The 22295-nt window shown below is 61.4% G+C and carries 19 protein-coding genes; 15 read left to right on the top strand and 4 right to left on the bottom strand.

Features of this window, described 5'->3' with window-relative positions:
- The first annotated feature begins 102 nt into the window (after positions 1 to 102).
- The 14 genes from K3177_RS03935 (at position 103) to K3177_RS03870 (ending at position 15900) form a co-directional block, all read left to right on the top strand.
- Positions 103 to 1455, top strand: a complete 1353-nt coding sequence (locus tag K3177_RS03935; protein ID WP_009823996.1) for an APC family permease — start codon at positions 103 to 105, stop codon at positions 1453 to 1455.
- Between the two features lie 130 nt (positions 1456 to 1585).
- Entirely contained in the window at positions 1586 to 2317 is a 732-nt protein-coding gene (locus tag K3177_RS03930; RefSeq protein WP_009823997.1) for a glutaredoxin family protein, read from the top strand.
- Positions 2314 to 2730, top strand: a complete 417-nt coding sequence (locus K3177_RS03925) for a potassium channel family protein (protein ID WP_008603934.1) — start codon at positions 2314 to 2316, stop codon at positions 2728 to 2730. Before K3177_RS03930 ends, K3177_RS03925 begins: the two co-directional genes overlap by 4 nt.
- A gap of 70 nt (positions 2731 to 2800) precedes the next feature.
- Positions 2801 to 3265, top strand: a complete 465-nt coding sequence (locus K3177_RS03920; RefSeq protein WP_008603933.1) for a DUF305 domain-containing protein — start codon at positions 2801 to 2803, stop codon at positions 3263 to 3265.
- Positions 3262 to 3750, top strand: a complete 489-nt coding sequence (locus K3177_RS03915; protein WP_221597131.1) for a DUF6692 family protein — start codon at positions 3262 to 3264, stop codon at positions 3748 to 3750. The genes K3177_RS03920 and K3177_RS03915 overlap by 4 nt, the downstream gene beginning before the upstream one ends.
- A 108-nt stretch (positions 3751 to 3858) precedes the next feature.
- The gene (locus tag K3177_RS03910; RefSeq protein WP_039388617.1) at positions 3859 to 4563 is read left to right on the top strand and encodes an NAD(P)-dependent oxidoreductase; all 705 of its coding nucleotides are present in this window, start codon (positions 3859 to 3861) and stop codon (positions 4561 to 4563) included.
- 120 nt (positions 4564 to 4683) lie between these two features.
- Positions 4684 to 5040: a hypothetical protein gene (locus K3177_RS03905; RefSeq protein WP_221597130.1), complete on the top strand. Its 357-nt coding sequence runs from the start codon at positions 4684 to 4686 to the stop codon at positions 5038 to 5040.
- A 116-nt stretch (positions 5041 to 5156) separates the two neighbouring features.
- Positions 5157 to 6392 (top strand): TolC family protein, encoded by a 1236-nt coding sequence (locus K3177_RS03900; protein WP_221597129.1) that lies wholly within the window; start codon positions 5157 to 5159, stop codon positions 6390 to 6392.
- Between the two features lie 8 nt (positions 6393 to 6400).
- Positions 6401 to 7897 (top strand): efflux RND transporter periplasmic adaptor subunit, encoded by a 1497-nt coding sequence (locus K3177_RS03895; RefSeq protein WP_221597449.1) that lies wholly within the window; start codon positions 6401 to 6403, stop codon positions 7895 to 7897.
- Entirely contained in the window at positions 7894 to 11061 is a 3168-nt protein-coding gene (locus K3177_RS03890) for an efflux RND transporter permease subunit (RefSeq protein ID WP_221597128.1), read from the top strand. The genes K3177_RS03895 and K3177_RS03890 overlap by 4 nt, the downstream gene beginning before the upstream one ends.
- Positions 11040 to 11426 carry a copper-binding protein gene (locus tag K3177_RS03885; protein ID WP_244982565.1) on the top strand — a complete coding sequence of 129 codons (387 nt, stop codon included), beginning with the start codon at positions 11040 to 11042 and terminating at the stop codon, positions 11424 to 11426. Before K3177_RS03890 ends, K3177_RS03885 begins: the two co-directional genes overlap by 22 nt.
- A 58-nt stretch (positions 11427 to 11484) precedes the next feature.
- Positions 11485 to 13026, top strand: coding sequence for a multicopper oxidase family protein (locus K3177_RS03880; RefSeq protein ID WP_221597127.1), 1542 nt, complete (start codon positions 11485 to 11487; stop codon positions 13024 to 13026).
- 13 nt (positions 13027 to 13039) lie between these two features.
- Positions 13040 to 15379 (top strand): heavy metal translocating P-type ATPase, encoded by a 2340-nt coding sequence (locus K3177_RS03875; protein ID WP_221597126.1) that lies wholly within the window; start codon positions 13040 to 13042, stop codon positions 15377 to 15379.
- A gap of 29 nt (positions 15380 to 15408) precedes the next feature.
- On the top strand, positions 15409 to 15900 hold the full coding sequence (locus tag K3177_RS03870; RefSeq protein WP_224801916.1) for a hypothetical protein: 492 nt from the start codon (positions 15409 to 15411) through the stop codon (positions 15898 to 15900).
- Positions 15901 to 15917: 17 nt separating this feature from the next.
- Here K3177_RS03870 and K3177_RS03865 read toward each other — a convergent pair whose 3' ends face one another.
- Both K3177_RS03865 and K3177_RS03860 read right to left on the bottom strand, forming a co-directional pair.
- Entirely contained in the window at positions 15918 to 17870 is a 1953-nt protein-coding gene (locus tag K3177_RS03865; RefSeq protein WP_221597125.1) for a cytochrome c/FTR1 family iron permease, read from the bottom strand.
- A 96-nt stretch (positions 17871 to 17966) separates the two neighbouring features.
- Positions 17967 to 18584: a cation efflux transmembrane domain-containing protein gene (locus K3177_RS03860; RefSeq protein WP_010240550.1), complete on the bottom strand. Its 618-nt coding sequence runs from the start codon at positions 18582 to 18584 to the stop codon at positions 17967 to 17969.
- A gap of 75 nt (positions 18585 to 18659) precedes the next feature.
- Here K3177_RS03860 and K3177_RS03855 point away from each other — a divergent pair, with 75 nt between their 5' ends.
- Complete coding sequence (locus K3177_RS03855; protein WP_060703638.1) at positions 18660 to 19058, top strand: MerR family transcriptional regulator; 399 nt, start codon at positions 18660 to 18662, stop codon at positions 19056 to 19058.
- 137 nt (positions 19059 to 19195) lie between these two features.
- On the opposite strand, the gene K3177_RS03850 is transcribed toward K3177_RS03855, so the two are convergent.
- Together K3177_RS03850 and K3177_RS03845 are read right to left on the bottom strand one after the other, a co-directional pair.
- Positions 19196 to 20590: an aldehyde dehydrogenase family protein gene (locus K3177_RS03850; RefSeq protein WP_221597124.1), complete on the bottom strand. Its 1395-nt coding sequence runs from the start codon at positions 20588 to 20590 to the stop codon at positions 19196 to 19198.
- Entirely contained in the window at positions 20587 to 22227 is a 1641-nt protein-coding gene (locus K3177_RS03845) for an acetolactate synthase large subunit (protein ID WP_221597123.1), read from the bottom strand. Before K3177_RS03845 ends, K3177_RS03850 begins: the two co-directional genes overlap by 4 nt.
- Positions 22228 to 22295: the final 68 nt, after the last annotated feature.

The following is a 22295-nucleotide window of genomic DNA, read 5'->3' as shown; positions in this document are numbered from 1 at the left end:
GCTCGGTCAGAAATGCTGGATCTTTTTAAGGGGTGAACCTCTGCCCAACGTACTGCTTGTCGTGATGCTTCTCGGACGGGATGACATAGACAGGGGAAAGACTTGCAGACAGATGGCGACGATCAACATAGCGAGAATGCGGGCTCGATAACGTTGCTGGGCGGTGTCGCGATGGGGACCGGCGTCATGATTGGCGCAGGTATCTTCGCACTGACCGGCCAGATTGCCGAACTGGCTGGACCGTTATTTCCGCTTTCTTTCATAGTCGGCGCGCTGGTTACCTCGCTTGCCGCCTACAGCTACATCAAGATGTCGAACCGCTGGCCCTCCTCTGGCGGCATCGCGATGATCCTTCAGAAGGCTTACGGACCGGGCGTCGTTGCAGCATCGGCATCGCTCCTGATGGCGCTGTCGATGGTCATCAACGAAAGCCTGGTCGCTCGGACCTTCGCGACCTATGCCTTGCGGCCCTTTGGGCTCGAAAGCAGCGGCATTCTGGTCTCCGTCGCGGCACTGGCCCTCATCGTTTTCGCCTATTTCGTGAATGCTGCTGGCAACAAATCGGTCAGCGGGTTTTCGCTCATTATGTCGGCAATCAAGATCGGCGGCATCGCCCTGTTCGCAATTGCGGCGATCTGGGCCACCGGATTTTCAGGCGGTGCCTTCGCAGAGCCGGTCGCGCTTTCGGGCCTCGACGCGTTGCTCGCTTCGGTCGCTTTCTCGATCCTCGCTTTCAAGGGTTTCACCACCATCACCAACAGCGGCGGCGAAATCATCGATCCGCATCGGAATGTCGGCAGAACCATTATCATTTCGATCGCAGTATGCGTGGTCGTCTACCTTCTCGTCGCGGTGGCGGTCGGCGCCAGCCTCAGCACTTCAGAAATAGCCGAGGCGCGCGATTACTCTCTTGCGGCAGCTGCGCGCCCCGCGCTCGGAGAGCTTGGCTTCTATTTCACAGTCGCAATCGCGATCGCAGCCACGACCTCGGGTGTCATCGCCAGTGTTTTCGCCGTTTCGCGAATGCTGACGATGCTGACCGAGATGAAGATGATCCCGCATAGCCATTTCGGCATGAGCGGACCGATCCGCAGTCACATGCTGGTCTATACCGTAGTGATTGCCGGCACGCTCGCGGTCCTGTTCGATCTGTCGCGGATCGCTTCGCTCGGAGCATTTTTCTATCTCGTAATGGACATGCTTGTGCATTGGGGCGTGCTGCGCGGTTTGCGGGAAGAGATCGGTGCGCGTGCCTGGGTGCTATGGTCGGCACTCGTGGCGGACAGCGTAGTCCTGACAGCTTTTGCCTTCGCCAAGCTCAAAACCGACCCTGCGGTCGTCGCCTATGCGGTCGCAGGCATTGCCGCCGTTTTCATCGCCGAATGGTTCTATTTGTCCAGGCGTTCGCAAGCGATGGACTCCGCTTCAGAAAGACCGGCGGAAGAGAGGCGGTGACCCCGTTAGTAGAACACGAGCGCAAAGGCAGCGACCAAAAGCCGACGAGGATCGAGGCGCCAAGTTCGCGGATCAAAAGAAATTCAAGACGGAGCATATCGTGACGACTATTACTGCCACCGTTTACCGAATGGTCATGCCGGACCACGTTTGTCCGTATGGATTGAAAACGGTCGATTTGCTCAAACGCGAAGGTTTCGAGGTGGACGACCACCATTTGAAAACGCGCGAGGAGACCGATGCGTTCAAAGAGCAGCATGGGGTAGAAACCACCCCCCAAACCTTCATCGGCGGGAAGCGCATCGGAGGTTACGACGATGTCCGTGAGCATGTCGGCAAGAAAAGAACGCAAGCCGGTGATGACGAGACCAGCTACCAGCCCGTCATTGCCATTTTCGGCGTCGCTTTCCTCCTGGGTCTGGCAATTAGCTGGTACGTTTTCGACACGATTTTCACGGTGGAAGCGGTCGAATGGTTTGTCAGCCTATCGATGGCCTTGCTCGCGATCCAGAAGTTGCAGGACGTGCGCAGCTTCTCGACCATGTTCCTCAACTACGATCTGCTGGCGCGACGCTGGGTACGATATGGATTTCTATATCCGTTCGGTGAGGGTTTGGCTGGAATATTAATGGTCGCGCACGCGCTTCCGATCGTCTCGGTTCCGGTATCGCTGTTCATAGGGACGGTCGGCGCGGTCAGCGTGTTCAAGGCGGTCTACATCGACAAGCGCGAGTTGAAATGCGCTTGCGTCGGCGGAAGCAGCAACGTGCCGCTCGGCTTCGTATCGTTGACCGAGAACCTGTTCATGATCGGTATGGGTCTTTGGATGGGTGCCAAGGCCCTGGGTTGGGTCTCGCTATGATTTGGGCACTGCTTCTCGGTTTCGCGCTGTTCGCGATCTCTCTCTACTTCCACATGTTGATGCTGCGCGGGGCGAAAGCCGTTTCTCCGCCAGGCAAGGACCCACGCCATTTCCGGCTGCTTGCAGGCTCCAGCCTCGTTCTTCTCAGCCATCTGGTCATCGCCGGCATATTCGCGGGCGGAATGTATCTCGCTTCCGTCTGGGGCCTTGGCGGGCTCGAGAAGGACGTCATCAACAGCTGGATGGATTATTACTACTTCGCGCTGATCACGATCTCGACGGTCGGTCTCGGCGATATTCTGCCCGCCGGGCACATGCGCGCCATTTCCGGCATCGCCGCCCTTACCGGGTTCCTGATGATCAGTTGCACCGCCCAATATGTCTATCAAACCATGAGCGAAAAGGAGAATTGATATGGCTGAAGCTAGGCACGATGCACACGAAAAAGGTGGAGGGGGCGGCAACTACTGGCGGTTCATGGCAATGGTATCGACCTCGACCGTGATCATGTTCTTCCTGATGTATGCCAACAGCTTCGACATGGACGACGTTTTCTGGAGCGAGACGCGCTTCTGGATGATGTTCGTCATGGGCGCGATGATGATGGTGGTCATGCTTCTCTTCATGTGGGGCATGTACAAGGACCGGACCAAGAACTTCATCATCTTGGGTGTCGGAGCCGTCGTCTTCGCGCTCGCGCTATGGCTCGTACGCAGCCAGACCACGGTGGACGATACCGAATACATGGCCGCGATGATCCCGCACCACTCGATCGCGATCATGACTAGCGAGAGGGCGAGCCTGAAGGATCCGCGGGTTCGCGAACTCGCGCAGGCCATCATCGTCGCGCAGCGGCGCGAGATCGCCGAGATGAAATATCTCATCCAGGACATCGAGGAAAACGGTCCGCGCACCGAAGAACGCCTGCCCGAGGAGATGCAGCAATGAACAAGATCGCAATCCTGACGCTTGCAGCCCTCCCTCTGGCGGCCTGCAACACCAATACCGCGGTCGGCAATGATCGCGAAGCACAGCTCGATCCCCCGGCAACTGCGGCGCCGATAGAGAGTGCTGCGAGCGCTCTTGCCAACCTCAGCCCGGGCCTCATGCTGCCCGAGACCATGAGCGACGCGGACCTCGCCACGCTGGGAGCCGAGAACACGTGTCAGTTTCGCCTGACTGAGGTCGCGTTTCCGTCGTTCGTCTACGACAACAGCGGTGGCGGCGCGATCAAGATCAACGGCAAGCTGATCCCTGTCACAGCAAGCGCCCCGGGTGAGTATGCGAATGGTGAGCTTCGTATCCGCACGCGCCTTCTCGATGACGAAGGAGACGCGGGCCTGCAGATGCAGGAACTCATCGTCGCCGGACCTCGGATGAAGGACGAGTTCGGGTTCTGGGGGTACACGACCTGCGGCAACAGCGAGGCGTGAACACGAGCGAGCGGGCGCCAGCGTGCGTCGGCGCCCGCTCCATGATCACGACGGGCCCGGCACGCGCGGCCAGATTCATAATGAGGTACGACAGTGGCAGCTGAGGCTGTGACCGATGCAGCACCCATTGCGGTCTTCGGTGCCGGAGGAAAGACCGGTACGGAAATACTGCGCCATGCGGTTCGCAAGGGCATCGCGGTTCGAGCGTTCGAGCACACCTTGCCCGAACCATCGGACCGGGTCGATAACGTCGAGTACTTCCAATGCGATGTACTCAATGACGACTTCAGCAGCGAGCTCGAAGGTTGCCGTGCTGTTATTTCCGCACTCGGTATAGGGTTTAGTCCATCGACGGCGATCGATCCGCCTCCGCTTTACACGGAGGGAACCCGCAGGCTGGTGGAAGCGATGTCGGCAACCGGCATTTCCCGGATCGTCGTGATATCGGCAGCGTTCGTAGAGGCGCAGCCCAGCGTTCCTGCATGGTTCGAGCTCACAGCAAGACCAGCCTTGCACAAAATTCTCGCACAGATGCGCGCAATGGAAGATCTTCTGGAGCGCGCGAAAGGCCTGGAATGGACGGCTGCGCGACCGGGCTGGCTCCTGGACGAACCCTATACCGGTGAAGCCGTCATTTCCGACGAGCGCCTTGCCGAAGGTTGCTTTCGCTGCCGGCACGCGGATCTTGCGGCAGCGATGCTCGAATTCGTCTGCGAGAACACCTGGGTCAACGCCAAGCCCGCAATAGCCCGCCCAGAAGAAGACCGCTTCGAAAGCATGACAGCGCTGAAAGCCGAACTGGGAATCGACTGAGGAGGAGGCGGCATGTTCGAGACACGTACGGCGACAATCGGGAGGGGTCACGATAATTTTGAGACTCTCCGCAGGCTGCATGACCTTGTCTTAAAAGCGGCAAAGCTCTAGGTGAGTGTGATGCGAGCCTTGCGTACCCTAGGACTGTTATTGATCGCCTGCGGGCTATTCGTCCAGTCGGCCGCGCATGCTTCTGCTCTTCCTCAGGTCGTCGACGCAGGCGATCCGGCCTGCGCAGAGATGGAAACGATGGCGGGCGCGACTTCCACGGAAGATGACGGCAGCGCACCTTGCAAGAACCTTCGGCTGGATTGTCTGGTGGCGCTCGGGTGCATTGCGCCGCTCGCTCCCGGCGCTGATGCGACCCATTCCGAAGACTTACCGGCGCAGGCTGCTCAATTCAGCGGTTTGATCTCCAATTCGCTCGCCGCCCCAAGGCTGGGGCCAGAACCGCCACCTCCGCAATTTCCGGCATGACCCGCGTGCAGGCTTAAGCCTGCGCGCTCCTGCCTCTGGATGAACGGCCTGCGCTCGACGCGGGCCGGTGATCCGGAACGCGTGCCTGACGCGCTCCTTTTGCGGAATGAACAATCATGAAACGAGTATGCTGGACCGCGCTTCCGGTCCTGCTGGCCATTGCGCCGGCAAGTAATGCCCAGTCGGTGGGCTATGAAGAAGCTTTGCGAGCAGCGGCTAGCGACCAGCCGCAGGTTCGAACAAGCGGACTGCGACTGGACGCCCGGCGCGAGATCGCCGACGCTGCCGATGAACTGCCTGACCCGCGCCTTCGCGCGGGCATCCAGAACCTGCCGGTAAGCGGGCCGGCCGCGTTTGATCTGGGTCGCCAGCTTCCCACGCAGATCCAAGTCGGAATCGAACAGGAGATTCCCAATCTCGCAAAGCGCAGGGCCCGGTCTGGAATGGCGGACGCCGACATCGACTTTGCCGCAGCACAGTTGATTCAAACCCGTTACAGGGTGTGCGTCAGCGCAGGAAAGGCATGGATCTCGTTGGCTTACGCCCAACGGGCTCTGACCGTGGCCGACGATGCGCTTGCTGAAATCGGGGGGCTCGTGCCACTCGCGCGCAGTTCTGTAGCCGCCGGTTCGGCCAGACCCGCCGAAAGTCTCGAAATACGCCGTGCCGTGCTCGAGGTCGAAGATATGCGGACCAAGATTGAAGCCGACCGAGAGGCCGCGCAAGCCATGCTGTCGCGCTATACCGCTCTGACGAACGCTATCGCGACCGGAACCACGCCTTCGCCCGATCTCGATCCCGAAGGTTTGCGGGCAAGTTTGCAAAGCAATCCGGAACTTGTCGTGGCGCTTGCGCAGGTTCGTCAAGCGGAAGCGCGAAGTGATCTTGCCCGATCGGAAAGGCGTCCGGATTTCGGCGTCAATGTGAGCTATGGAAGGCGCGATCCCGACTTTGGCGATGTCGTCTCGGTGATGGGTTCGATCACGCTCCCGATTTTCGCCGACCGGCGCCAAAACCCGCGTGTAGCCGCCGCCGACGCCGAGGCGGCGGCGGCGCAGTCGGCCAGAGCAGACCGGCTCCGTGAACTCGAAGCCCAGTTCGAGACCGATCTCGCCGCATGGCGCAGCGCTTATCGACAATGGCAGCGCGCGACGGACGAACTGCTCCCTCTTGCCGAAAGCCGCGTGGACCTCGAACGCGCGAGCTTTGCCGCAGGCCGCGCGGATCTGCTCGACATCATCGACGCCATCAAAACGCTCGCCATGCTGCGGGTGGAAATTCTGCAACGCGAAGAGGCGTCCGTCGAGGCCGCCGCGAACCTGCGACTGACTTATGGGGAGTATGGCCGATGAGACCCGCAATGGGAGCCGCGTGGGACAGGCTGTCGCCGCGCCAGAAATCCTGGATGATGGCAGGCACGGTCGCGCTCATCAGTCTTGCCGCCGGCTATGGTCTCTCGCAGCTCGGCGAAGGCCAGGGTTGTGCAAGCGACGCGGGCGGCAGTGCGACCGAATGCGAGGAGGTCCTTTACTGGTACGACCCGATGGTGCCGGGGCAGCACTTCGACGAGCCGGGCAAGTCGCCCTTCATGGATATGCAGCTGGTGCCCAAGTGCGCGGGCGAGGAGGCCACTGCAGGCGTCAGGATAGATCCCGGCCTGGTGCAGAATTTCGGCATCCGCACCACTGAAGCCGAGTACGGCGTCCTCGAGCCGGAAATAACCGTCACAGGCGTTCTGGCCTACAATGAACGCGACGTCGCGATCGTCCAGCCACGTGCCGGAGGCTATGTACAAAGAACCTACGGCCGCGCGCCCGACGATGTCGTTGGACGGGGCGCGCCGCTCGCGGATATCCTGGTTCCCGAATGGGGCGGAGCGCAGCAGGAGTATCTGGCCGTCCTGAACAGCGGTGATGAAGAACTTGCGCAGGCCATGCGCGAACGCATGCGCCTTTTGGGCATGCCTCCAGGCCTGATCTCATCGGTAGGGCGCAATGGACGTCCGAAGTCCACGATCACCGTTACCGCGCCGATTGGAGGTGCCATCACATCGCTCGGCGTGCGTCCGGGAATGACAGTCATGGCCGGACAGACGCTCGCCGAGATAACCGGTTTCTCACCGATCTGGCTCGAAGCCGCGGTGCCTGAAAGGCAGGCGGCGACTGTCCGCGTCGGGCAACCTGTCAGCGCGACGCTGACCGCATTCCCCGAGGAACGCTTCTCCGGGCCCATCATCGCTATCCTGCCGAGCGCGCAGGATGCAAGCCGTACGATCACCGTTCGTGCGCAACTGCCCAATGCATCCGGGCGCCTCAAGCCGGGCATGTTCGCACAGGTCTCGCTGACCCCGGACACACGCCGCGCGCTGCTGGTACCGTCCGAAGCGGTTATCAGGACCGGACGTCGAACCATCGTGATGGTGAAGCAGGACGAGGGCGGTTTCATGCCCGCCGAGGTCCGGATCGGCCGCGAAGCGGGTGGAAGGACCGAAGTGCTGGCCGGTCTGTCGGCAGGCGACCAGGTCGTGACATCGGGTCAGTTCCTGCTCGATTCCGAAGCAAGCCTCACCGGACTGGACGTCCGTCCGATAGATCAGGCAGATGACGCTTCCACCGGCGGCGAGGACGCACCAGCGACCTTCGGTGCCACCGGCACGATCCAGTCGATCGCCAATGGTTCGGTGACGCTGCGGCATGGTCCTGTGCCCCGGCTCGATTGGCCCGCGATGACCATGACCTTCCGCACGAAGAGCGCGGCGCAAATGCGCGGGCTCGAGACGGGAGACAGGGTGCGCTTCACCTTCACCCAGCAGGATGCCGGCCCCCGGATCGAGTCTATCACGAGGGCCGGACAATGATTGCTCGGATAATCGATGCCTCGATCGCCAACCGCCTGTTTATCGTTCTCGCCGCCGTCGCGGTAACGCTGGCCGGTTTCTGGGCGGTGCGCACGACGCCGGTCGACGCGTTGCCCGATCTGTCCGATGTGCAGGTTGTGGTCCGGTCAAACTATCCGGGTCAGGCCCCCCGGATCGTCGAGGAACAGGTCACCTATCCCCTGGCAACGACCATGCTCTCGGTGCCGGGGGCGAAAACCGTCCGTGGCTATTCGATGTTCGGTGACAGCTATGTCTATATCATCTTCGAGGACGGTACCGACCTCTACTGGGCACGCTCGCGCGTGCTCGAATATCTCAACCAGGTGCAGAACCGCCTGCCCGATGGCGTCACGAGCACGCTTGGGCCCGATGCAACCGGTGTGGGGTGGATCTACGAATATGCGCTCGTCGACCGGACCGGCGGGCACGACCTTGCCGGACTGCGCAGCCTGCAGGACTGGTTCCTGCGCTACGAGCTCAAGACGATTCCCGGCATTGCCGAGGTCGCCAGCGTCGGCGGAATGGTCAAGCAATACCAGGTCGTGCTGGAACCTTACCGGATGGCATCGCTCGGCGTGACTCACGCCGAGATCGTGAGCGCAATCCAGGCCGCCAACCAGGAAGCGGGCGGCTCGATCGTCGAGATGGGCGAAGCCGAATATATGGTGCGTGCCTCGGGCTATCTCGGCGACCTCGACGATTTCAGGGCGATCCCGCTGCGCGCGGTGAGCGGCGGCGTTCCGGTCACGCTGGGCGACGTAGCGACGATCCAGGTCGGCCCCGAACTGCGCCGAGGCATCGCCGAGCTCAATGGCGAAGGCGAGGTTGCCGGCGGCATCATCGTCCTGCGCCAGGGGGCGGATGCGCGAAGCGCAATACAGGCCGTGGAACTCAAACTCGATGAGTTGCAGGCAAGCCTTCCCGAAGGCGTCGAGATCGTCACGACCTACGACCGATCCCAGCTCATCGATGCGTCGATCGAGAACCTCACCACGAAGCTTATCGAAGAGTTTATTGTCGTGGCGCTCGTATGCGCACTGTTCCTCTGGCACGCGCGTTCGGCACTCGTCGCCATTATCACCCTGCCTTTGGGCGTGCTCGCAGCCTTCATCGTGATGCGCTTCCAGGGCGTCAATGCCAACATCATGTCGCTGGGTGGAATAGCCATCGCGATCGGTGCGATGGTAGATGCCGCCGTTGTGATGATCGAGAACGCGCACAAGCATCTCGAGCGATGGGAACACGAGAATCCCGATACCGTGCTCGCGGTGAAGGAACGCTGGCGGATCATCGCCGATGCATCGAAGGAAGTGGGACCGGCGCTGTTCTTCAGCCTGCTGATCATTACGCTGTCGTTCCTACCGGTCTTTACCCTGCAGGCGCAGGAAGGGCGGTTATTTGCACCGCTTGCTTTCACCAAGACCTATGCGATGGCTGCCGCGGCCATTCTTTCGGTAACGCTGGTGCCGGTGATGATGGGTTGGCTGATCCGTGGGAAGATCCCTTCGGAAGATTCCAATTTTCTAAACCGCTGGCTGACGAAAATCTATCGTCCGGGGCTCGACTGGGTCATGCGGCGCCCCAAGGCAACGCTGGCGATCGCGGCGCTGATCTTTCTGACCACCGCGATCCCCTTCACCCGGCTTGGCGGCGAGTTCCTCCCGCCGCTCGATGAAGGCGATTTGCTTTATATGCCGAGTGCATTGCCCGGCCTTTCCCCCGGCGAGGCGTCGGCGCTGCTGCAGCGCACCGATCGCCTGATCAAGTCGGTCCCGGAAGTGGAAACGGTGTTCGGTAAAGCGGGGCGCGCCGATACGGCGACGGATCCGGCTCCCCTGACGATGTTCGAAACGACGATCCGCTTCAAGCCCCGCGAAGAATGGCGCGAGGGAATGACGCCCGATCTGCTGGTCGAGGAACTCGACCGGGTCGTCCAGGTGCCGGGCCTCGCCAATGTCTGGGTGCCGCCGATCCGCAACCGGATCGACATGCTCGCGACCGGAATCAAGAGCCCGATCGGGGTCAAGGTGTCAGGCGACGATCTCGATCAACTGGAACGCGTTGCACTCGATGTGGAGCGTATCGCCAAGACCGTGCCTGGCGTGAGTTCCGCGCTGGCCGAGCGGCTGTCGGGCGGTCGCTATGTCGATGTCGATATCGACCGGATGGCGGCCGCGCGATACGGACTCAACATTGCCGACATCCAGCAGATCGTCTCTGGTGCAATAGGCGGCGCCAATGTCGCACGGACCGTCGAGGGGCTGGCGCGCTATCCGATCAATGTGCGCTATCCCCGCGAAATCAGGGACAGCGTCGATGAACTCAGGGCCCTGCCGGTTCTGACGCCGTCCGGCCAACAGATTACGCTCGGCACTGTCGCCCGTATCGCCGTCAGCGACGGTCCGCCGATGCTCAAGAGCGAGCAGGGTCGTCTGACCAGCTACATCTATGTCGATGTCCGGGGCCGCGATCTTACTTCGGTGGTCGCCGATCTTCAGGAGGCCGTCGCCGCGGGCGTCGATCTGCCTGCCGGCGTCAGTCTGTCCTATGCGGGCCAATTCGAATATCTGACGCGCGCCTATGAGCGACTAAAGATCGTGGTTCCCGCGACGCTCGCGATCATCTTCCTGTTGCTTTATCTCATTTTCCGACGCTGGGACGAAGCTTTGCTGATCATGGGCACGCTGCCCTTTGCGCTGACGGGCGGATACTGGTTGCTCTATCTGATGGGCTACAACCAGTCGGTGGCGACTGCGGTCGGTTTCATCGCGCTCGCCGGCGTCTCCGCCGAATTCGGCGTCGTGATGCTGATCTACCTGAAAGCCGCACTGGAACGGCGACAAGCTGACCTGAGCGCCGAAGAAGTGGACGAGGCCATCCGGGAGGGCGCGCTCCTGCGCGTGCGGCCCAAGGCGATGACCGTCGCAGTCATCCTTGCCGGTCTCTTTCCGATCCTGATCGGCACCGGCGCGGGCTCGGAAGTCATGAGCCGCATCGCCGCGCCGATGGTCGGCGGCATGATTACCGCGCCGCTCCTGTCCATGTTCCTGCTTCCCGCCGCTTATCTGTTGTTGCGGCGCCCCCGTCCGGAAAAATCGGCCAATTCTCAAGGAGAAGAAGAATGCGTACCCCAACCTACATGATCCTGCTCGCGGCACCGCTGGCGCTTGCAGCCTGCGACGCTGCAGACGACAGCTCAGAGACCATGATGTCTGACGACATGGCGAACTCGGACAGCATGCCCATGTCAGGCGAAATGCCGATGGCGGAAGAGACCGGCGGCGAGCAGAGCGCCAGCGCGGAGGGAACGGTAACAGCCATCGATTCCGAGGCGGGCACGGTGACCATCGAGCATGGTCCGGTCGAAAGTATCGGATGGCCCGCGATGACCATGGCCTTCGAAGCCGACGCGCAAATCCTCGAACAGGTCAGTGTCGGTGAGGGAATAGCCTTTGAATTTCGTACTGGAACCGAAGGCAGCGTCGTTACCTCGGTAACGCCGCGATAGGACGGTGGGTGGGAGGCGCTCGGTTGCGCCGGTGCCTCCCACGCAAAAACAGGTGAATATGCCAGGTATCGACAGGCCCGACTTTAAGGATCGCCGCGACTTCATCAAGAGCGCCGGCCTCGCGGCGACGGGTTTCGCCGCGCTGCCGCTGCTGGGTTGCGGTACGCAAAGCAGGATGTCGCTCGATCAGGGAGGCGAAAGCAATCCTCTTGCCATACCTCGGCTACAGGCAGGAACGATCGAACGGGGCGAGCGTGTCTTTCGCCTGTCCCTGACACCGGGCGAGAAAGAATTCGTGCCCGGCACGGCGTCACCGACGATCGGTATCGACGCATCCTATCTCGGCCCGACCCTCGAAATGCGCCGCGGCGAACAGGTTCGCTTTCACATCGACAACAAGCTTGCCGAAGATGCGACCGTCCACTGGCATGGTTTCGAACTTCCCGCCACAGCGGATGGCGGGCCGCACCAGCTCATACGGTCCGGTGAGCGCTGGAGCCCGTCCTTCGAAATACGCCAGCGCGCTTCGTTATACTGGTATCATTCGCATCTGCATCGCCGGGCCGGACCACAGGTCTATGCCGGACTTGCTGCCCCGATCTACGTGCGCGACGAGGAAGAGGATCGCCTCGATCTGCCGAGCCGGTACGGTGTAGATGACATACCGCTCGTCGTGCAGGATCGCGTGATCGACGGCGCGGGCCGCCTTGTTTACCCGCTCGATATGCACTCGCGGATGATGGGGGTGATGGGTGAGCGCATCTATGTGAACGGAACGGCCAATGCCGTTTTCGAGGCCGCCGCCGGTCCGCTGCGCCTGCGGCTTCTCAATGGATCGAATGCGCGGTTCTACACCTTCTCGCTCGAAGGTGATCGTCCGATGCAACTCATCGCAAGCGATGGCGGCCTGCTTGCCGCGCCAAGCGAGGTTCGCAGTCTTACCCTTGCCCCAGGCGAACGCGCACAAGTGATCGTCGATCTTTCCGAAGGGCGCCCGCTCCGGCTGATTGCCAGCAGCCCTGCTAACGCCATGGGCATGATGGGCGGGCAAGGCGGGGGTATGATGGGCGGCGGAATGATGGGAAACCGGGCCGATCGCGAGAGGCAGGGGCGCACGTTTTCGATCCTCGATATGCGCCCCTCAGGCGCGTCAACTCCAGTAATGCTCCCGCCCACTCTGGCCGCGCTTGCTGCGCCAGACCCCTCACTCGCCGTTCGCAGCCGCCGTTTCGTACTCGATATGGGCATGATGGGTCGGGGCATGGCGATCAACGGCGAGACCATGGACATGGATGTCATCAATCAGCGCGTACCGGTGGGTCAGTGGGAAATATGGGAAATCGCCAACGCATCGATGATGGCCCATCCCTTTCATATTCATAACGTGCAGTTCCGCTTGCTCGACCGGGACGGTCGGCCTCCGCAGGCGGAAGAGGCGGGCTTCAAGGACACCGTTATCGTCAAGCCACGTGAACAGGTCAGGCTGCTGTTGCGGTTCGAAGAGAATACCGATCCCGACAATCCCTACATGTATCACTGTCATATCCTCGAGCACGAGGACGCAGGCATGATGGGGCAGTTCGTGGTGATGGCCAATTAGGGGAGAACGACAGATGAGCGATGGGCACAATGCAATCGAGGGTATGGCGACCGACCCCGTTTGCGGAATGAGCGTGAAGATGGACGGCGCCCGCTTCGTCGATCGACACGAGGGTGGCGACCATTACTTCTGCTCCTCGCGCTGCCTCGACAAGTTCCGCGCGGATCCGGAGATGTATCTTTCGAAGGCGCACCTCGATGCTGTCGAGGATGTCCCGGAAGGTACCATATACACCTGTCCGATGCATCCGGAGATCCGGCAGCCGGGGCCGGGCTCTTGCCCGATATGCGGGATGGCCCTCGAACCCGAAACGGTCACTCTGAACGAGGGCCCCGATCCCGAACTCGTCGACATGCGGCGAAGGTTCTGGTGGAGCGCGCTCTTCACGCTGCCGCTCTTCGCCTATGCGATGGGCGACATGATCCCGTCGCGACCGTTCGATCAGGTCATCGAACCCGCTATCGCGCAGTGGCTGCAGCTCCTGCTGGCAACTCCGGTGGTGCTTTGGGGCGGCTGGCCCTTCTTCACCCGCGCGCTGCAATCGGTCCGGACCATGAACCTCAACATGTTCACCCTGATCGGCTTCGGCGTCGCCATCGCCTATCTGTTCAGCCTTGTGGCAACCCTCGCCCCGGACATCTTTCCCGAGGCATTCCGCGATCATGCGGGCCGGGTCGGCGTCTATTACGAGGCCGCAGCGGTTATCACGACCCTCGTGCTGCTCGGGCAGGTGCTCGAGCTCAAGGCGCGCGGATCGACATCGAGCGCCTTGCGAGCGCTTCTCGAACTCGCACCCCCGACCGCGATGAAGATCTTCGGTCGCGGGGACGAGCGCGAAGTACCGCTCGATGAATTGACGTCGGGGGACCTGCTGCGCGTGCGTCCGGGCGACAAGGTCCCCGTCGATGGCACGCTCGAGGATGGAAGCAGTGCCATCGACGAATCCATGATCAGTGGCGAACCCATTCCCGTCAAGAAAAGCGCGGGCGATCCCGTGATCGGGGGCACCGTAAACCAGACCGGCAGCTTCACCATGCGCGCGACGCAGGTCGGCGCGGACACCATGCTCTCGAAGATCGTGCAGATGGTCGCGGAGGCCCAGCGCAGCCGGGCACCGATCCAGCGGCTCGCCGACCAGGTCACCGGATGGTTCGTACCCATCGTCGTCCTTGTCGCTATCGTGAGTTTTGTCGTCTGGGCCATCTGGGGACCGGCACCGGCCCTTGCCTACGCGCTCGTCAACGCGGTCGCCGTTCTGATCATCGCGTGTCCCTGCGCGCTCGGACTGGCGACGCCGATGTCGATCATGACCGGTACCGGCAAGAGTGCGCAGCACGGGATCCTGATCAAGAACGCCGAAGCGCTCGAAACGCTGGAAAAGATCGATACGCTGGTCGTCGACAAGACCGGAACGCTGACCCGGGGCAAGCCTGATCTTGTCGACGTAAAACCGCAGCCAAATTTCGACGAGCAGGAATTGCTGAGCCTTGTCGCTGCCGTTGAGAGAGGAAGCGAGCATCCGCTCGCCCACGCGATCGTGGAAGGGGCTCAAAACAGGGGCGCTGCCATTCTCGACGCTTCCGATATCGAATCCGTGACCGGCGAAGGTATCCAGGCAAATGTCGACAAGCGCCTGGTCGCGATCGGGAATGAAAAGATGATGGAGCGTATAGGGGCGCTCGAAGAAGGCTGGCGGTCAACGGCGGACGAGGGCCGAAGCCTCGGACAGACGGTGATGTTCGTGGCCGTGGACGGGGCACCGGCAGGCCTTATCGCGGTCGCCGATCCGATCAAGGCAACCAGCCGCACCGCTATTGCCGCGTTGCATGAGCGCGGCATCAAGATCGTGATGCTTACCGGCGACAGCGAAGCCACCGCGCGTGCGGTAGCAAGCCAGGTCGGTATCGACGAAGTCGAAGCGAACGTCTCGCCCGAGGACAAACATCGCAAGATCGAGCAGTTGAAGAGCGAGGGTCGCCGGGTCGCTATGGCCGGCGACGGCATAAACGACGCACCCGCGCTTGCCGCTTCGCATGTCGGCATCGCGATGGGAACGGGTACCGATGTCGCGATCGAAAGCGCGGGCGTGACATTGGTGCGCGGCGACCTCGTCGGCGTTGTTCAGGCGCTCGTCCTGTCTCGGGCCACTATGCGCAACATCAGGCAGAACCTGTTCTTTGCCTTTGCGTATAATGCGCTCGGCATACCGGTCGCAGCAGGTGTCCTCTATCCATGGACCGGGTTGCTTTTGAACCCGATGATCGCGGCCGCAGCGATGAGCCTGTCTTCGGTATCGGTGATCGGCAACGCCCTGCGCCTGCGCGGCCTCGCTCTTCCCAAATTCGATACCTGAGCGATGGGGACGGGACGGAGATCGCAGGAGTGACGAATCAGACGATGCAGGATCAGGACCAAATCTCTGAGGAATCGCGCGAATGGCGCGGTGCTCATCCAGCCCTCTGGATCGCGATATTCGGAATTCTCATCGCTTTCGCCTGGGAGATGCTCCAGCTTCCTTTCTACCAGTCGGGAGGTCTGTCGCCTGCCGAGGCAGCACGTCGCTGCGGCCTGGCCTCGTTCGGCGATGCCGGGATCATGGTGGCCGCTTATCTCGGCGCCTCTGTCGGCAGTGGTAAAACGCCGTGGCTCGTAGACTGGCCGATCTCGCGTTTTGTCGTGTTCCTGGGAATCGGCCTGGCCATTACTGCCATGGTCGAAGTGCTGGCTGTCGGTGCCGACTGGGGGTGGTCCTATAGTGCAATCATGCCGCTTGTGCCCGGGACCAAAATCGGCCTGGTACCGATCGTGATGTGGGTCGCGGTTCCCACGGCCACCTTGTGGCTCGCGCGCCGTCTCGGCACCGGACCCCGCTGATCGCAAACCGGGATCTCCTATCCCTCGACAGCTGCCGGCTGCGGTCCCGATGGTGATCGACTTACCCGAAATCCGGCAATCAGGGCCAGCAGCGTGAGCAATTGCGCGCCGATCGTCTCGACAGTCGGGAAGAAGCCGAGTTCGGCGAGGCGCGGCAAGCCGGCAATGAAAGTGGCGGAAAGAACTCCGGCCTCCTGGAAAGCGCCCACGCCCTTGCCCGCGAGAATGACCGCAAGGATCGCAATCAGGATAGCACTGTAGCGGAAGAACTGGGTGATCGGCAGTTTGCGGCTGTAGCGCAGCATGGCCCATGCAATGAGCGCCAGCAGCGCTACTGCGGACAAGGCACCTGCCAGTATGATGCCGCTGCTCTGCGGGTTCCACAGGGCAGCGTAGAACAGGATAGTCTCGAACGCTTCCCGGTAGACGACCACGAATGCAAGACCAAAGAGAAACCATGCCGATCCGCGCGAAAGCGCCTTGCCCATTTTTTCCTGGATATAGCGCCGCCATTCCTCGGCCTGGGATTTGCCATGCATCCAGATCCCGACCGATACGAGAATGACAGCCGCAAGCAGCGCGCCGATCCCTTCGGTCATCTCGCGGCTCGCACCGCTGATGCTCACAAAGTAGGTTGCCAGGACCCAGGTGGCGACACCTGCAAGAAGAGCAGCGATCCACCCGCCATGGACATAGGGCAGTACCTCGAAGCGGTTCGACTTTTTCACAAAGGCAATCATGGCGATCACAACCAGAAGTGCTTCGATCCCCTCGCGCAGCAGGATGGTGAACGCCCCGAGAAAGGTCGAGATTTCGCTGGCCGCCTCAGGAGCCAACGCTCCCTCGGCTCTGGCCAGCAGACTATCGATGCGAGCCCTTAGTTGCTGTAGTTCGGATGGATTCGCACCGGACTCTATTCCGGCCCGGAATTGCCCGAGCGCCTGTTCTACCTCCCGCATCAAACCGCCATCGCGCGTTGCCAGGAGAGCCTCCAGGGGTTCAAACCCGTCGAGATAGGCAGACAGGGCAAGCTGCCGCGCTTCCTCTCGGTTGCCAGCCCGATAAGCTGACAGGCTGCGATCGAGCGTATCGCGAACGAAGGCGAGCGAACCTGCGTCATTTGCCTGTCCCACCGCATCGGGATTGGCGCGAAGATAGGCCATGACGGCGAGCGCACGGTCCTCGCCGATCTGCTCGGCCAGACTTTCCGGTGTGAGCGCGGCGAGCGTCTCGAGATCGGGGACAAGCTGGCGTATGCCATCATCTTCCCGCCAAATACGCTCGCCCTTGGCCACATCTTCAAAAGCAATGCTGCCGGCATGGAATGCAAGCGCCCAGCGATCCTCGTCGGACAGCGATGCGAAGCTGGCCATGGACGTTCCTTCCAGCCCTTGCGTGATGACCTGGTAAAGCCCGAACGCACTGCGCTGCCGCGCCCGGTCACTATCGGTGAAGTCGATCGGCGGGGGATCAAGTGCCTGCATTGCGGCAGGTGGCGCACTTCCGGCGGCGCCGTGACACGAGGCGCAGTTCTGCGCGAAGAGAGTGCGGGCGCGGTCAAGGTCGGGCGCTTGCGAAGGGGCAAGCGGAACCGGGTAGGCTGTCAGCAACGAGGCTGCCAGCGCGCGCGCTAAGCGCCCAACTCGCTCGGCGGGTTCCTTATTGGCGATCAGAGCTCGCAGCTGGTCCGATCGGCGGATGAGTGCTTGATTGTCTTTAGTATCCGGCAATGCAGCGATCTGCCGCGCCACGACATCGGAAAACTCCACCATTTCGCGATATTCGAATTCGTCGGCAACACTTCCCTCGGAAACGGCGGAGGCGTAGTCGACCGCGATATAATCGAGCAGACGCCAGGTGGTTCGCACGTCGGGTTCTTCCGCGTTCGCGGTGACGGACAGACACAGCGCAAGCGCCAGCAGAATGAGCCGCAGTGCCGGATGGACGGTGGCGGAGACGATGCGATGCATGAGGGGTCTCTATATCTGTTGCAATTAATTCGCAATAGCAGGGTGTAGACGGAAATGTATTTCCTCCAACCCCCGATCGCGGGGATATTCTGGAGTTTAGGTAGAGCGCAGTTCGCCACGGGCCTGTTTGGAGACTTCGGCACTTCCCCACACCGCCAGTCCTGCCATGATGCTCGCCACAACCAGATCGGGCCACGCACGGCCGGTGCCGAAAACGCCAATCGCTGCCGCCAGCACGGCGATATTACCGATCGCGTCGTTGCGCGAACAGATCCACACCGAGCGCATGTTCGCGTCGCCCGAGCGATACCGGAACAGCATCGCGGCGACGGCGAGATTTACCGCCAGAGCAAGAGAACCGATGGCGCCCATCGTTCCCGGGTCGGGCGACGCCCCGACAAAGAAACCCCAGATGGCCGAGCCGAGCACCCACAGGCCGAAAGCCAGCATGGTCGCTGCCTTTACGAGAGCCGCACGCGCGCGCCAGACGAGCGCCATCCCCGCTACACCGAGACTGATAGCATAGTTTGCCGCATCACCGAGAAAGTCGAGCGCGTCGGCCTGCAAGGCGCGCGAATCCGCAGCAATGCCTGCCACGATCTCCACGCCGAACATGATTGCATTAAGGCCCAGTGCGATCCACAGAATGCGCCGCCATGTCGGATCGTTGTTGTTTGCACCGGCCTCATCGGGGCCGCAGCAGGTCTTTCCCATTTACTCGACTCCTTGCGTCGATCCGCCCTATGCACCTTGTAGTAACTACAAGGTCAAGCGGCAGGAGCCTTTGTCATGAGAATTGGTCAACTTGCCCGAATAACCGGCGTCAAATCCGAAACAATCCGCTTCTACGAGCGTGAGGGTATCCTCGCTGCCCCTCCACGCACGCGGGCCAATTATCGCGATTATGGACCAGCAGAGGAAGCGCGCCTTAACTTCATACGGCGCGCGCGTGATCTCGGCTTCTCCATGGCACGCATCAGGGAATTGCTCGATCTCTCCGATGATGCCGACCGGTCCTGCGCGGGCATCGACGCTCTGGCCAGAAGCCATCTCGGCGAGGTCGAGCGCAAGATCGCGAGCCTGGAGGCGTTGCGGACGGAACTTGGGCGTATGATCGCTGCCTGCGAGCAAGACACTGTAGGCGATTGCCGCATCATCGATGCACTTGCGGGTACCGCCGAGCCTTGATGTCCGCGCCTCGTGCGCCAGTTCGGTCAGGCTCGCCAATGCACGGCTTTTGTCGGCCGCCCATAAGAGACTTAACTTCGGGAAAGGCCGACGAGTGCGAAGCTGCCCGTGTCGCCATCCCGGGTCTGTCGAACGGGCTATGATGCCGCCGCAGGCCAGTTCCAGACGGCCATTTTTTCAATGCTCATATCCGCCATAGTGTAGGGGATCCCGCCGACGCCAAGCCCGGAGCGGCGCAGCCCTGCAAAAGGCATCCAGTCGACGCGGAATGCCGTATGGTCGTTCACCATCACAGCCGATCCCGCCAGAGACTGTATGCAATGATTGGCGATTGACAGCCGATCGCTGAATACAGCGGCCTGAAAGGCGTAAGGCAGGGCATTGGCCTGCTCGATAGCCAGGTCGATATCGTCATAGCCATACACGCAGATCACGGGGCCGAAGATTTCTTCCTGGGATACCTTGGCACTATCCGGAGGATCGACAATGACGGTCGGGGAGAAAAGAGTGTCACTCAGACGGCTTCCCCCGCACACCAGGGTGCCTCCTGCTGCGATGGCTTCATCGACCCAGCGTTCGACGCGGTCAACTTCCTCCGTTCGGATCAGGGGTCCGCATTGGGTCTCAGCATCGGCGGGATCGCCCACTACCAGCTTTTCGGCAGCTCGCCTTACGTCATGAGCGAAGTCTTTCAATTCTGCAGCAGGGACGTACACGCGCTGCACGGAAACGCAGACCTGACCCGAATGATAGAACCCGCCTTTGAGCAACGAGGCGATCACTGCTGCGCGCTCCACGCCGCTGTCCACGATTACCGGCGCCGCGCCGCCGTGCTCGAGAGCAATGCGGGTTCCCGGCGCCAGCTTCGAGCGAAGCATCCAGCCGATCTTCGCAGAACCGATGAATGAGAAGAACTCCGTGCGCGGATCGGTTACCATTCTTTCGGCAATATCGTTGCCGCAAGGTGCGAACCGGCACCAGGCCTCGGGCAGGCCGGCTTCATGGAGAATGCTCACGAAGCTCTGGCATGACAGAGGCGTTTCCAGCGCAGGCTTGATGAGAACGGGGCACCCGGCTGCTACCGCCGGTCCAACCTGATGGACGATCAGGTTGAGCGGGTGATTGAATGCCGAGATCGCCACGACAGGACCGATCGGCTCGCGGAAGGTATATGCCGTCCTTCCCGCACCCGCTTCTGTCAGGTCCATGGGGATCTCGTGACCGCCGCCATCGCTGAGCGCCTGAACGCATAAGTCGACGCTGTTGATCGCGCGACCGGCTTCCACGCGCGCATCGACCAGCGGTTTGCCGCCCTCCCTGACGATCTGGAGAGCCAGATCCTCGGCTCGTTCGCGCATGATATCCGCAGCCCGCCGGAGGATGGCGACACGCTCGTGCACGGCAAGCCAGCCATGGCGGTCGCGGTGGAGCAACTGCGCTTCATTCAGCCATTCATCGATTTGAGGCCAGTCGATTAGCGGCACTTCTGCAACCGGCTCGCGGTCGAACGGATTGTGAACGATCGTCTTCATAGCTCACACACCTTTGCGCCGAGTTCATCAATCAGCACCTTCTTGTTTTCGGAATAGTCGACGGGCAGATCGACGAGATGCACGCCGCCAGCCTCGAATGCGTCGTTCAGGACCGCCACAAGATCTGCGCTCCGTTCGACCCGGTGACCGGTCGCTCCATAGCTTTGTGCGTAGGTGACGAAGTCGGGATTGGAAAAGGTCAGGCCGTAGTCCGGAAAGCTGAGCTGGTCCTGCTTCCAGCGGATCATGCCGTATGCCGCATCGTTCAGGACGAGTACGACGAGGTTCAGGCCCAGCCTGACGGCCGTTTCCAGTTCCTGCGAGTTCATCATGAACCCGCCATCGCCGCATACCGCGAGCACTCTGCGCCCCGGCGACAGCATCGCCGCCATCATGGCCGATGGAAGGCCTGCGCCCATCGTCGCCAATGCATTGTCGAGCAGGATGGTGCCAGGCTCGTGGGCGATGTAGTTTCTGGCGAACCAGATCTTGTAGATGCCGTTGTCGAGCGCAACGATATCATCGCGCGCCATTACGCTGCGTACGTCGGCAACCACGCGCTGGGGGACCATTGGAAAACGTTCGTCGTCGCTGGTCTCGGAGATGTGCGATGCAATCTCGTGATGCAGGGCGGTATAATAGCTGCGGTCGCACTGCAGCTTGCCATCCAGGCGGTTTCCCAGCCGCTCGACCGATCCGGCGATGTCGCCGATGACCTCGAGCTGCGGGAAGTAGACCTGATCGACTTCGGCTGCCTTGTAATTGATATGGATGACGGTCTGCCCGCCCGGCTCCATGAAGAAGGGCGGCTTCTCCACCACGTCGTGACCGATATTGACGATCAGATCGGCCTTTTCGATTGCGCAGTGAACATAATCGCCCGACGATAGCGCCGCGGTGCCCAGATAGAGCTCGCTATCTTCATCGACCACGCCCTTGCCCATCTGGGTGTCGAAGAATGGAAAGCCGGTATCAGACACGAATTTGCGCAACGCTTTCGAAGCGCGGCGGCGGTTCGCTCCGGCACCGATCAGGAGCAATGGCCGCTCAGCCGCGATGATGCGCTCGGCCGCTTCGTCGAGCGCAGCATCTCCGGCGACCGCATAACGCCTGTAATGCGGAGGTATGACCGGTTCGATCGTTTCCTCTTCAGCGATATCTTCCGGCAGCTCGAGCAGTACAGCGCCCGGCCTTTCTTCCTGCGCCAGACGGAAACCTTCGCGAACGAGCGAGGGAATGCGATTGCCGTTCACGATCTGGGTCGAAGCCTTGCAGAGCGGCGTAAACAGGGAAACGACGTCGACAATCTGGAACTGAGCCTGTTTCGATGTCTTGATCGGTTTCTGCCCAGTAATAATGACGAGCGGAAAGGCCCCGAGCGCGGCATAGGCCGCCGGTGTGGTCAGGTTCGTGGCACCAGGCCCGAGCGTTGCCAGGCACACACCTGCCTTGCCGGTCAGGCGGCCATAGGTCGCCGCCATGAAGCCAGCGCCCTGTTCGTGACGGGCCAGAACCAGCGTGATGGCGGAAGTTCGCAGCGATTCCAGGAGATCCAGGTTCTCTTCGCCTGGAACGGCGAAAACATATTCGACGCCCTCGGCCTCGAGCGCGGCGACCATAAGATCGGAAGCTTTCATTCGTCGGTCCTCTTTTACGAGTTGCAGGGCGGTTCATGCCGTGCGCTACCAAACTGCTTGCTTGCAGC

Origin of the sequence: Qipengyuania pacifica (assembly GCF_019711555.1) — a bacterium.
GTDB lineage: Bacteria > Pseudomonadota > Alphaproteobacteria > Sphingomonadales > Sphingomonadaceae > Qipengyuania > Qipengyuania pacifica.
Note: the sequence above shows the minus strand (reverse complement) of the source record. Positions and strands in the feature narration are given on the sequence as shown.

What these genes read in the sequence shown, in the direction of transcription:
- K3177_RS03930 (WP_009823997.1), top strand. Translation starts at nt 1,586, where the DNA reads ATGGTCATGCCGGACCACGTTTGTCCGTATGGATTGAAAACGGTCGAT.
- K3177_RS03925 (WP_008603934.1), top strand. Translation starts at nt 2,314, where the DNA reads ATGATTTGGGCACTGCTTCTCGGTTTCGCGCTGTTCGCGATCTCTCTC.
- K3177_RS03920 (WP_008603933.1), top strand. Translation starts at nt 2,801, where the DNA reads ATGGTATCGACCTCGACCGTGATCATGTTCTTCCTGATGTATGCCAAC.
- K3177_RS03915 (WP_221597131.1), top strand. Translation starts at nt 3,262, where the DNA reads ATGAACAAGATCGCAATCCTGACGCTTGCAGCCCTCCCTCTGGCGGCC.
- K3177_RS03905 (WP_221597130.1), top strand. Translation starts at nt 4,684, where the DNA reads ATGCGAGCCTTGCGTACCCTAGGACTGTTATTGATCGCCTGCGGGCTA.
- K3177_RS03900 (WP_221597129.1), top strand. Translation starts at nt 5,157, where the DNA reads ATGAAACGAGTATGCTGGACCGCGCTTCCGGTCCTGCTGGCCATTGCG.
- K3177_RS03895 (WP_221597449.1), top strand. Translation starts at nt 6,401, where the DNA reads ATGGGAGCCGCGTGGGACAGGCTGTCGCCGCGCCAGAAATCCTGGATG.
- K3177_RS03890 (WP_221597128.1), top strand. Translation starts at nt 7,894, where the DNA reads ATGATTGCTCGGATAATCGATGCCTCGATCGCCAACCGCCTGTTTATC.
- K3177_RS03885 (WP_244982565.1), top strand. Translation starts at nt 11,040, where the DNA reads ATGCGTACCCCAACCTACATGATCCTGCTCGCGGCACCGCTGGCGCTT.
- K3177_RS03880 (WP_221597127.1), top strand. Translation starts at nt 11,485, where the DNA reads ATGCCAGGTATCGACAGGCCCGACTTTAAGGATCGCCGCGACTTCATC.
- K3177_RS03875 (WP_221597126.1), top strand. Translation starts at nt 13,040, where the DNA reads ATGAGCGATGGGCACAATGCAATCGAGGGTATGGCGACCGACCCCGTT.
- K3177_RS03865 (WP_221597125.1), bottom strand. Translation starts at nt 17,870, where the DNA reads ATGCATCGCATCGTCTCCGCCACCGTCCATCCGGCACTGCGGCTCATT.
- K3177_RS03860 (WP_010240550.1), bottom strand. Translation starts at nt 18,584, where the DNA reads ATGGGAAAGACCTGCTGCGGCCCCGATGAGGCCGGTGCAAACAACAAC.
- K3177_RS03855 (WP_060703638.1), top strand. Translation starts at nt 18,660, where the DNA reads ATGAGAATTGGTCAACTTGCCCGAATAACCGGCGTCAAATCCGAAACA.
- K3177_RS03850 (WP_221597124.1), bottom strand. Translation starts at nt 20,590, where the DNA reads ATGAAGACGATCGTTCACAATCCGTTCGACCGCGAGCCGGTTGCAGAA.
- K3177_RS03845 (WP_221597123.1), bottom strand. Translation starts at nt 22,227, where the DNA reads ATGAAAGCTTCCGATCTTATGGTCGCCGCGCTCGAGGCCGAGGGCGTC.